This window comes from Prochlorococcus marinus str. MIT 9201 (assembly GCF_000759955.1).
Classification (GTDB): domain Bacteria; phylum Cyanobacteriota; class Cyanobacteriia; order PCC-6307; family Cyanobiaceae; genus Prochlorococcus_A; species Prochlorococcus_A marinus_G.
This window is the reverse complement of the sequence record NZ_JNAL01000019.1, coordinates 1-9,996: the sequence shown is the minus strand read 5'-3', so window position 1 is coordinate 9,996 and position 9,996 is coordinate 1. Positions and strand designations below refer to the sequence as shown.

Genomic DNA, 9,996 nt, shown 5'->3' with positions numbered 1-9,996 from the left:
CTTCTGCAACCTTATTCTCTTTCTGAACCACTTCTGCAACCTTATCCTCTTTCTGAACCACTTCTGCAACCTTATTCTCTTTCTGAACCACTTCTGCAACCTTATCTTCTTTCTGAACCACTTCTGCAACCTTATCCTCTTTCTGAACCACTTCAACCTTATCCTCTTTCTGAACCACTTCTGCAACCTTATCCCTTCCTTCGATATTTTTTTCTTCCTTTATTATTGATCTCTCAGTCCTTCCAAAATCATCTTTACCTGCAATAAAGAAAATTAGTGCGCTAATAAAAAAAAGTGCAAAAAGCAAAACTTCCATTTACTAATACCATTGAATTAAGTACAAACTAGTTTAGAGATCTAATTTTAATCAACATCAAATAATACAAATCATAGTAAATTTAGTTAAATCAAAGATAAGAAATAAACTTCTTTATTATCAATGATTTTAAGTATTCAAAAACCTAAAGGTGTTATATTTCTTACTTTGATAAATAAATTTAAAATATAATCGTTGTGATTATTAGTTTTAATATTTATTTTTTTATTACAATTTGATCATTAATTATTTATATTTAAGGATGCTTTTTTCCTCGTGAATATATAAATTTTGAACTTGAATAAACCTTTAAATATACTTATGTTTGTTTGAGTAATTTTTTTTATTTTTAGAAAATGTTAGGAACAATCAAAGTTCCAACCTTATTTTTGCTTTTTGGTAGTGTTGGACTTTTACTTTTTGGCTCAATAGGTTATGGAATTTATACAACAGTTGGGCCCTCTTCTCATAAATTAAGGGACACAATCCAAGAGCATGCAAGGATGCATGAATTAGGAATTGCTCATGGTCACAACGGTCACAACCATAATGAAGCAGAACATATTCATTGAGATATATAAATGTATTTATATTTCTTTGACTCAGAATTAACAACTGAATTCTTTTTTATTGCAATCCTTTCTGGAGCTTTATTATCATTTTTCATTTTTCTATTATTTTGGTTGACTAACCAAAATGCAATTTTTAAAAAGCAATAAAGTTGCTTTTGAAAATTTTAAGTCTGACTGGATGTATTTTTAAAAACTAATAAATTGCTACATTTTTAAAACATTTCTGCATAGATGAATCATTTGATACAGTCATTACTCGATATTAGTTTACATTATGTAATATTTTATTAACAATACTTAATTTAATGGACTCAAATAAAGATATTCTCAATAGAGCCATTGGAAGACCAGCAATGATGGCTTTCATGATCTTAGTGGGAACATATTTAACATCCGGTCAACTTATCCCTGGTATTTTTTAATGGAAAATAAAAATAAGTCAAGGAATATTGATCCTCAAAAAGTAAGAGCAGAGAATTTAAATGGCAAATTTGCTCTTGTTGGTCTAATTGCTCTTGTCGGAGCATACATAACAACAGGTCAAATTGTACCAGGTGTCATTTAATTTTTTCAACAAATATTTTCTTTGAGTCAGCTAGTATTTATACAGGTTGACTTTTTTATAGGGAAAATATATCTATATCTAAAATAGACATGTAGTGAAAAGATTTATTGACTATTAATTTTTTATGATTTTCAATTAGCTTCTTCTTACCCAATCAGGAGATCCACTAAACCAATCAGCAATATCATCATTCTTGGGATCAAAATGACTTTCAGTTTCCAAGCCATCGAGTCCAAGTGATTGGATCAGTCCATTTATTCCATCTGAGTTTTGTTTCCCATATCTTCTTAAGCTGTTTGCTTTCTTTAACCATGTCCATATAGTTGAATTATGTTTGGCAAACTTTTCAACATAAATTCTCTCTTCCAATGAGACTTGCTCATCCACTGAAATCCTCTTAACGATATCCTTAATTTTTAAACGAGTTTTGTTTGTTAGAAACATATTCATAAAAGAAGTTAATGTTTTATAGAAGTTTTTTTTATAAATGTCTTGTCAATCTTTATTTCAAGAAAAAGTTTGTTTTAGGTTGTTTTCGTGAGCAAAAATATTCATTTCAAAATACATAAACTTATTTGGTAATATCTGCTACTTAAGATGATTTGAATAACTTATGTGCAAGCAGGATCCATATAAGGTTTTCTAACAAATTTAGGATTTATTTAAAGATTAAAGAAAATCAACTTTTCTTGATTTACTTAACAGGCCTAACTAATTTGTACCTTGTTTAAAGTGGATAAATATTGCTTAATTTATATAGACAAACTATGCAGCACTATGCAAAAGATTCATTGAGATCCAATTAATAAATTACGAGCTTACTTTTAATTAGTCAGTAGCTATATATTCTTTGAAATCCTATACTCTAGCGGAATTATAAAATTTTAATAAAGTTGGGATAACTCTAAAACTATTAATTTTTTTTGATAAGTAGTTTTTAAATGATAAAGACAAAAAGCACAAATACTACATTAAGTATCAAGCTAATTGTCTTAGAAGAGATATTCATAAAGATAAAAGGTTTTTGTGCTCATGTGTAGGAGTACGGGTTTAACCTTTAAACCGCTAGGCTCAAGTCCTTATAAAAGGACAAGTCCTTAGACCACTTATACCGATAAAATATACTAGCAACAAGTAACCTACTTGATTGGCTAAATTATTAGTAGAAATCTTAGTGCTAGCGGTAACCAAAGACATAAAAGAAGCATAAGTAAAAGAGTAATAGCATGGACATTTGGAATGTATTTTTCTTTAAAAATTTGTGCTTTCATAATCTATCTCACTTTCCTAAGTTTGATTTCTCTCCTGATGAGCAAAGCTATAACTACAACACACATATTCATTAGAAATACGTCTAATGGCATTTAAAAAAAAGTCTCTACTTAATTAATAGCAAGATTATTGATTTACGATTCAAGATGGAATTTTCTATGTTGCTTGGCTTAATAAAAAAAATTTAAAAATTAAATTTATGCTTAAATATTTCAGTTCTCATTAACTTTCAAATGTATTACTCAGAAACTAAAGTGATTATGGGTGGTCTAGCCCATGTTCCAATATTAATCTTCATAGTAAATTTTATTAAAGGAAAGTTTGAATCTATGCTATCAAAAGTAGTTGTAGTTAAAACGGAAAAGCCAAAGGTAAAAGTAGTTGAATTTAAAGTAGAGGAAGTAAAAGCGGAAGAGTTAAACGCAAGTGAAGTTAAAGAAGAAGCAGAATAACGAGAAGAAAAAAGTTAAAAACAAAAGAGATTTTTATCCCTCTTAATTTAGATCGAATTTAAATCAGATTAACTTTCTCTTTGGGATCTAAATTAGGTACACTTTCTTATGTAGTCCCAATAACCAAATCACTGCTCATGAGTTTCCATTATTGATTACTACGTTAACAATATTAAAACTTATAGTTCCAAAACTAAGAATGAAATTTAGCTCTTCCAAGTCTAAAAATAAGGAGTGTATGGAACTTCTGTTTTCATTGAGTCCCCATAGTAACTTTCAGCTGACTTTACTAAGATCCAATAAATGAAATTTAGAAACGATTTTTCCATAGGAAGATCTACATCTTTTCTTATTCAAATCAAAATCTCAAATAAAAACAACGTAAAAAATACTTAATTGAAGATTTTTAAAATCTCCTAGTGAGATTATGATGACTAGCTTTTGGCAAGCACTTGCCAAAAAATTTTAATTTAATAATATAAATTTATTAAATTTCATCTTTTTTGAGTAAAACACATAACACAATAAAATCTTCCACTGATTTATTAATAGCTAAACTTTCAAAAAATCAAAATATCTTGAATCTACTTGCAAGGTATGGAATGTTAGAAACATTTTTGGTTGAAATTCTTAAAGATGAAAAAAATAAAAATATAGCTTTGAGCAGACAAAGACAAGAGAAGTTGCTTCAAGATTTTAAGTTCAGTAATGAAATTGATAATGATATAAAAATGGAAAAATATTGTAAAACTCATTTGCTTTCTAAAGACGATCTAAAATACTTAATAGAGAAAGAAGAGAGATCTAAAAATTACTCTAATAAATATTTTTCCTCAGAAACTCAAACTCCCTCAAAAAAGAAAAAAACAGAGCTTGTAAGTTATTCACTTTTACGGGTATCTGAAGAAGGATTAGCCAATGAATTATATCTTCAGATTACTGAGGAAGATGTAAATTTTAAAGAACTGATTAATAAATATTCTGAGGGGCTCGAAAAAAAGACTAACGGGATTATAGGCCCTTCACCAATATCAAAGACTCATCCTATTCTTCTTGAAAAATTACGATCGGCTAAGCAAGGTCAATTGATTAAACCATTTAAAATTGAAAATTGGTGGTTAATAGTACGATTGGAAAGTTTTGTGACTAATTTTGATAATGGATTTATTATCGAAGATCAAAGTTATGCACTATATAAAGATTGGTTGTTAGGGGAGGCAGTAAAAATTCTTTCTTCTCTTAAAAGTGATGAAAGTGATCAAGAGTGCTGGTCTCTGGGAGATATAAGCTTATGATCAATCCTCTTAATAAGCTTTATGAGAAGTTTCCTATAATTCGTGATTTAATTGCTTTTAGTGATATTAGCGATGATATTGCAAGACAACTGTCTACAAGTTGTAAGAGACATTATTTCTCAATTGGGGATTACTTGTGTAGGAAAAACATCATTCCAAGTGAGATTTTTCTGATTAATAAAGGGGAAGCAAGGTTAATTTGGGAAGATCAAGAAAATATTATTACTTTAGAAAAGTTAGGACCTGGTTCTTTTCTAGGGCTTGCATCTTTTTTAAGAGCAGCCCCCTGTGAAGAAATAATCGCAGCTTCCGAAATAGAGGCTATCAGCTTACCGGATACTTTAATACTAAAGCTCTTACAAGAAAAAAAAGAGTTTTTTAAATGGTCTACAAATACAATTTTTACTGCAGAATTAGCTGAACTGATACGTCTTGAGTCTTTTAATTATCCTCAAAATGGCTTTCCGTTGAAACGAGCTATTTCAGAACTGAAATCAGAATCAAATCTTTTACCTTATGTTGGAACACTTAATTCAATTAATCAAAATCAAGAGCTAATAGTTGCAAGTCAAAATATACCTAGAAATCCTATTGGGACAAAAATTTCGCAGGGCGAGAAAATCCCGAAGTCTTCCCCTCCTCTTCCACCAAGAATTATTGTCATAAAAAATCCTAAAATTTTTCAATTTAGAAATACTATTGATCAAAATGAACCGAATAAAATAAAACAAAATAATTTATTACCTAAAAATGGGCAATCAGTTCCATTGGCTACAGGAATTGATCTTGGACAATCTGATAAAAAAACACTGGAGTTAATAAGAGGTAAAGGTACTTTTCAAGAAGCTATGTCATGTTTCCAGATGCTATCAAAAGTATTGGATCTACCATTTCGTCGTGATGCTATAGAAAAGGTTTTAAGAAAGGCACTAGATAGTAATCAGGAAATTAATTTACAACTTTGTGGAGATGTTTCATTAATGATGGGATTACATGTCAATAAAATTCATGCTCCAAAATCGTTAGGGAAGAGACTCGAGACGCCATCTTTGGTGAAATGGCGTGAGGGATTTGCAGTAGTTAGCAGTTCTAATGCTAATGGCCTTGTTATCGCTAGTCCGCGCGATGGTTGGGTGCTACTTGATTCTGCAGAAATCGAAAAGGTATTTCCTAATGGAATTGAGATGTTGCTTTTAGAGAGAAAGAGTACAACGCCTCAATCTAAATTTGGCATTTCATGGTTTTGGCCAGTATTACGTCGCCACCGCGCTGCTCTTTTTCAGGTTCTAATCGCTTCTTTTGTCGTTCAATTATTTAGCTTGGCTAACCCGCTATTAATTCAGGTTGTAATTGATAAGGTTATTAATCAAAGAAGTCTAGAAACTTTGCAAGTCCTTGGATTTGCTCTAGTTGTTATCACGCTAATGGAAGGATTCATTAGTGGTTTAAGGACATTTCTTTTTAGTGAAACTACTAATCGTATTGATATGCGGTTAGGCTCAGCGGTTGTAGATCATCTAATGAGGTTGCCTTCTAACTATTTTGATAAACGACCTGTAGGAGAACTTGGTACAAGAGTTGCAGAATTAGAAAAGATAAGAAATTTTCTTACAGGTCAGGCGCTTTCAACTTTACTTGATACTTGTTTTTCTTTTATTTATATCGTTGTAATGCTTTTTTATAGTTGGCTACTTACTTTCTTTGCATTATGTGTTTTACCAATACAGGTAGCCATAACAATAATTGGAACTCCTTTGTTCAGACGCAAACATCGAGAGGCAGCCCATGAAAATGCAAAAGCTCAAAGCTGTTTAAATGAAGCATTAACGGGAATTAATACTGTCAAGGCGCAGAATATAGAATTGAAAACAAGATGGAAATGGCAAGAAATTTACAAAAGGTATGTGTCTAAATCTTTTAGTAAGAATGTTACCGGAACAATTTTAACTCAATCTTCCCAGATTCTTCAAAAGCTATCTCAAATCTTGATCTTATGGGTTGGAGCAGGTCTTGTATTAAATGGAAAATTAAGTTTAGGTCAATTAATTGCTTTTAGAATTATCTCTGGATATGTAACACAGCCCCTTCTTAGACTTTCAAATACTTGGCAAAGTATTCAGGAACTAAAAATTTCATTAGAGAGAATCGGAGATGTAATAGATACCCCTCAAGAATCTAATGATCTGGATAAGAGAAAGATCCCACTACCTCTTATTAAAGGCGAAGTAAAATACGAAAATGTATCTTTTAGTTTTGATTCATCTACAAAGAAAAGTATCTGTAATATAAACCTAAATATAAAACCAGGTACTTTTGTTGGAGTTGTAGGAAAAAGTGGAAGTGGCAAAAGTACATTCACCAAGATGTTGGCAAGACTTTATTCGCCAAATGAGGGCAGAATTTTAATTGATAATTACGATATTTCTAAAGTTGAGCTTTACTCTTTACGAAGTCAGATAGGAATTGTACCCCAGGATACTTTTTTGTTTAGGGGAACTGTTGCCGAAAATATTACTTTTGATAACTCAGATGTTTCGAATGAGGAAATTATTAAAGCTTGTAAGATTGCCTGTGCTCATGATTTTATTATGGATTTACCAGACGGCTACAGTAGTTTTATTTCAGAAAGAGGGGCTAATTTATCGGGAGGACAACGCCAACGTATTGCTTTAGCTAGAACCCTAATTTCAAAGCCCAGATTACTAATATTAGATGAAGCCACAAGTTCACTTGATTATCAAACAGAGCATATGGTTTGCAAAAACCTAATTAATGAAGTAAAAGATACTACTGTTTTTTTTGTTACTCATCGATTGCAAACAGTCAAAGATTCAGACTTGATTCTTTACATGGAAAATGGCAATATTCTTGAGAAGGGCAATCATGAACAACTTATTGAAAATCATGGAGCTTATTTCGCACTCAATAGTCAAAGTGAATTAAATGTATGATTGATATTCTGCAACGTTTTTTTAATCAATCAGAAACATCTATCCTCTCTAATATTTCTCAAAATGGAGACTCAGGCGAAATTGGAATTCAACCTTCTAAGTCTTTAGCCAAAACAATTACATGGACGCTTCTTGGAACTAGCGTAGGAGCTTTTTCTTTTTTAGCTTTAGCTAAAACGGATGAAGTGGTAGTTGCTAAAGGTTTATTGCACCCAATTGGTGACGTTAAGGTAGTACAAATCCCAATGGGTGGGGTTTTAAAAGAAATGTTGGTTACAGATGGCCAAAGAGTTAATAAAGAACAAGTATTACTAAGATTGGATAAAGAAGCTTCAGAAGATAAAGCGAGAAGGAGTTTGCAAATTTTAAGGGCTAAAGAAGCTCAACTCCAACTAAAACAAACTGAATTAGATAGATATCTTGGCCTAAATGACTCGAGGATAGAAGTACTTAAACAAAAAATTGAATTAAACAAAACAATCTTAAATCGTATTGAGAAGCTTGCTTTAAAAGGGGCAGCACCAGAAATACAATATTTACAACAATTAGATCAAGTTGCAGAGCTTGAAGGAGAGTATCGTAGTACTTTGATTGTTCGAGAAAGACAACTTGCAATTTTTAATCAAAGTATTCAAGAACTTAAGGGGCAGTTAGCTGGGTTAAAAAGCAATTTGACAGAAGCTAATGTTAATCTTCGTTATAAAGATGTTGTTTCGCCTGTTGATGGAGTAATTTTCGATCTTAAACCAACAGGACCTGGCTTTGTAGCCCAAAGCAGTGAGCCAGTTATGAAAATTGTTCCGTTTAATGCACTCCAAGCAAAGATAAATATTAAAAGTTCTGATATTGGTTTTATTCAACTAAATAAACCAGTTGATATAAGCATTGACTCATTCCCAGCAAATGATTTTGGAGTTATAAGGGGAAATGTTATAAGAATTGGCAGTGATGTTCTTCCTCCTGATAAGGAAAATCAGTTTTATCGATACCCGTCAGTTGTAAGACTTCAATCTCAAAAGTTGGTATTGAAGTCTGGGAAAGAACTGCCTTTACAAGCAGGTATGTCTTTAACTGCAAATATCAAATTGAGAAAAGTTTCATGGCTGCAGTTATTACTTGGTGGATTTAAAGATAAAACAGATTCTCTAAAGGAGGTTTAATCTAATCATGAGATGCTTTCCTAAAATAGTAGTTTCTCTTTTTGTTGCTCTAACGGGTGCTATTGGATCAGGATATGCAAAAGAAAATCAAAATGATTCCCAGAACTATTTTATTTCTGAGAGAGACAATATAATACTTAACTTTTCAGAGCCAATTTTTATAAGAGAAGGTAATATTGTCATTTATAAAGCAGATGATGATTCAATATTTGAAACCATAGACGTTAAAAGTGCTCAAGTTACAGGCTCGAGCACTAATAAAATAACAATCAACCCCCTTCTTGATTTTTGTTCTTCAACTAAATATTATCTTAAAATTGATTCAACAGCCTTTGACGATGAGTTCGGCAATTCATTTGGAGGAGTAAGTGATAAAACATCTTTTTCCTTCGAAACTCTTGATACTATTGCCCCAACTGTAAAAAATATTTCAGAAACAATAGTTGCAGGAAGTAGAAATATAATTCTTAATTTTTCCGAGCCAGTTGATGTTGAGAGAGGTAGTATTGCTATCTATAAAAGATCTAATGATTCACTAGTTGAAACTATTGACATTAGAAGCAGCCAAGTTCTTGGCACAAATACAAATCAAATAACAATTATTCCTAGAGTCAATTTAGCCCCCTATACAGAGTATTACCTAAAAATAGATAATCTTGCTTTTGATGATCTTGCTGGTAATTCATTTTCAGGAGTTGAGGGTAGAAAATCAATCTCATTTTATACAAGTGCAACTGGGTTTAGTTCCGTTTTAGATAGTAATAATGAGATTTTATCTACTTTTAATACAGAGGATTTGATCGAAGAATCGTATTCAAACAATAGTGATTTAATTGCTGAAAATGGAAATATTATTCTTGACTTTTCTGAACCGATTTTTGTAAAACAGGGTAAAATTGTTATTTACAGATCAGAAGATAATTCAATATTTGAGACCATCGATGTTTCAAGTCCTCAAGTTACTGGCTCAAGAACAAATAAAATTATCATAAATCCTTCACGTAATTTTTCTTCATCTACCAATTATTATCTCAAAATTGATGCAACTGCATTTGATGATGCTTATGGTAATTCGTTCCAAGGCATCAATGATGCATCTTCTTATTCTTTCACAACAGCAGATACCATAGCCCCAACATTGAAATTAAAAAGTACATCTCAACTTAGAGATAGTATGTCTCCAACATTGAAATTAAGAGGTACATCTCAACTTAGAGATAATATTGCTCCCACATTGAAATTAACTAGAGCGCCTCAACTTAGAGATAATATTGCTCCCACATTGAAATTAACTAGGGCACCCCAACTTAGAGATAATATTGCTCCCACATTGAAATTAACTAGAGCGCCTCAACTTAGAGATAATATTGCTCCCACATTGAAATTAACTAGAGCGCCTCAACTTAGAGATAA

10 protein-coding genes are annotated in these 9,996 nt (G+C 31.5%); 8 read left to right on the top strand and 2 right to left on the bottom strand.

Annotated elements, in window-relative coordinates:
* Nucleotides 1-316: hypothetical protein (locus EU95_RS0109260; protein WP_032523095.1), on the bottom strand; the 316-nt coding region annotated here is incomplete at its 3' end.
* 356 nt (nt 317-672) lie between these two features.
* On the opposite strand from EU95_RS0109260, the gene psbN reads away from it, so the two are divergent.
* The 3 genes from psbN (at nt 673) to EU95_RS00045 (ending at nt 1,453) form a co-directional block, all read left to right on the top strand.
* A complete protein-coding gene (gene psbN / locus EU95_RS00035; RefSeq protein ID WP_032523094.1) occupies nt 673-888 on the top strand; it encodes a photosystem II reaction center protein PsbN in 216 nt (71 codons plus the stop codon).
* A 305-nt stretch (nt 889-1,193) separates the two neighbouring features.
* The gene (locus tag EU95_RS00040) at nt 1,194-1,310 is read left to right on the top strand and encodes a high light inducible protein (RefSeq protein WP_032523093.1); all 117 of its coding nucleotides are present in this window, start codon (nt 1,194-1,196) and stop codon (nt 1,308-1,310) included.
* Nucleotides 1,310-1,453 (top strand): high light inducible protein, encoded by a 144-nt coding sequence (locus EU95_RS00045; RefSeq protein WP_032523092.1) that lies wholly within the window; start codon nt 1,310-1,312, stop codon nt 1,451-1,453. Before EU95_RS00040 ends, EU95_RS00045 begins: the two co-directional genes overlap by 1 nt.
* Before the next feature lie 135 nt (nt 1,454-1,588).
* On the opposite strand, the gene EU95_RS00050 is transcribed toward EU95_RS00045, so the two are convergent.
* Nucleotides 1,589-1,897 (bottom strand): hypothetical protein, encoded by a 309-nt coding sequence (locus tag EU95_RS00050; RefSeq protein ID WP_032523091.1) that lies wholly within the window; start codon nt 1,895-1,897, stop codon nt 1,589-1,591.
* A 1,061-nt stretch (nt 1,898-2,958) separates the two neighbouring features.
* On the opposite strand from EU95_RS00050, the gene EU95_RS0109255 reads away from it, so the two are divergent.
* From EU95_RS0109255 to EU95_RS0109250, 5 genes are all read left to right on the top strand, one after another.
* On the top strand, nt 2,959-3,177 hold the full coding sequence (locus EU95_RS0109255; protein WP_052046872.1) for a hypothetical protein: 219 nt from the start codon (nt 2,959-2,961) through the stop codon (nt 3,175-3,177).
* A 503-nt stretch (nt 3,178-3,680) separates the two neighbouring features.
* Nucleotides 3,681-4,472, top strand: coding sequence for a peptidylprolyl isomerase (locus tag EU95_RS00055; RefSeq protein ID WP_032523090.1), 792 nt, complete (start codon nt 3,681-3,683; stop codon nt 4,470-4,472).
* Nucleotides 4,469-7,423, top strand: coding sequence for a peptidase domain-containing ABC transporter (locus EU95_RS00060; RefSeq protein WP_052046871.1), 2,955 nt, complete (start codon nt 4,469-4,471; stop codon nt 7,421-7,423). The genes EU95_RS00055 and EU95_RS00060 overlap by 4 nt, the downstream gene beginning before the upstream one ends.
* Nucleotides 7,420-8,583 carry an HlyD family secretion protein gene (locus EU95_RS00065; protein WP_032523089.1) on the top strand — a complete coding sequence of 388 codons (1,164 nt, stop codon included), beginning with the start codon at nt 7,420-7,422 and terminating at the stop codon, nt 8,581-8,583. The genes EU95_RS00060 and EU95_RS00065 overlap by 4 nt, the downstream gene beginning before the upstream one ends.
* 7 nt (nt 8,584-8,590) lie before the next feature.
* Nucleotides 8,591-9,996: Ig-like domain-containing protein (locus EU95_RS0109250; RefSeq protein WP_032523088.1), on the top strand; the 1,406-nt coding region annotated here is incomplete at its 3' end.

What these genes read in the sequence shown, in the direction of transcription:
- EU95_RS0109255 (WP_052046872.1), top strand. Translation starts at nt 2,959, where the DNA reads ATGTATTACTCAGAAACTAAAGTGATTATGGGTGGTCTAGCCCATGTT.
- EU95_RS00040 (WP_032523093.1), top strand. Translation starts at nt 1,194, where the DNA reads ATGGACTCAAATAAAGATATTCTCAATAGAGCCATTGGAAGACCAGCA.
- EU95_RS00065 (WP_032523089.1), top strand. Translation starts at nt 7,420, where the DNA reads ATGATTGATATTCTGCAACGTTTTTTTAATCAATCAGAAACATCTATC.
- EU95_RS00050 (WP_032523091.1), bottom strand. Translation starts at nt 1,897, where the DNA reads ATGTTTCTAACAAACAAAACTCGTTTAAAAATTAAGGATATCGTTAAG.
- EU95_RS00045 (WP_032523092.1), top strand. Translation starts at nt 1,310, where the DNA reads ATGGAAAATAAAAATAAGTCAAGGAATATTGATCCTCAAAAAGTAAGA.
- psbN (WP_032523094.1), top strand. Translation starts at nt 673, where the DNA reads ATGTTAGGAACAATCAAAGTTCCAACCTTATTTTTGCTTTTTGGTAGT.
- EU95_RS00060 (WP_052046871.1), top strand. Translation starts at nt 4,469, where the DNA reads ATGATCAATCCTCTTAATAAGCTTTATGAGAAGTTTCCTATAATTCGT.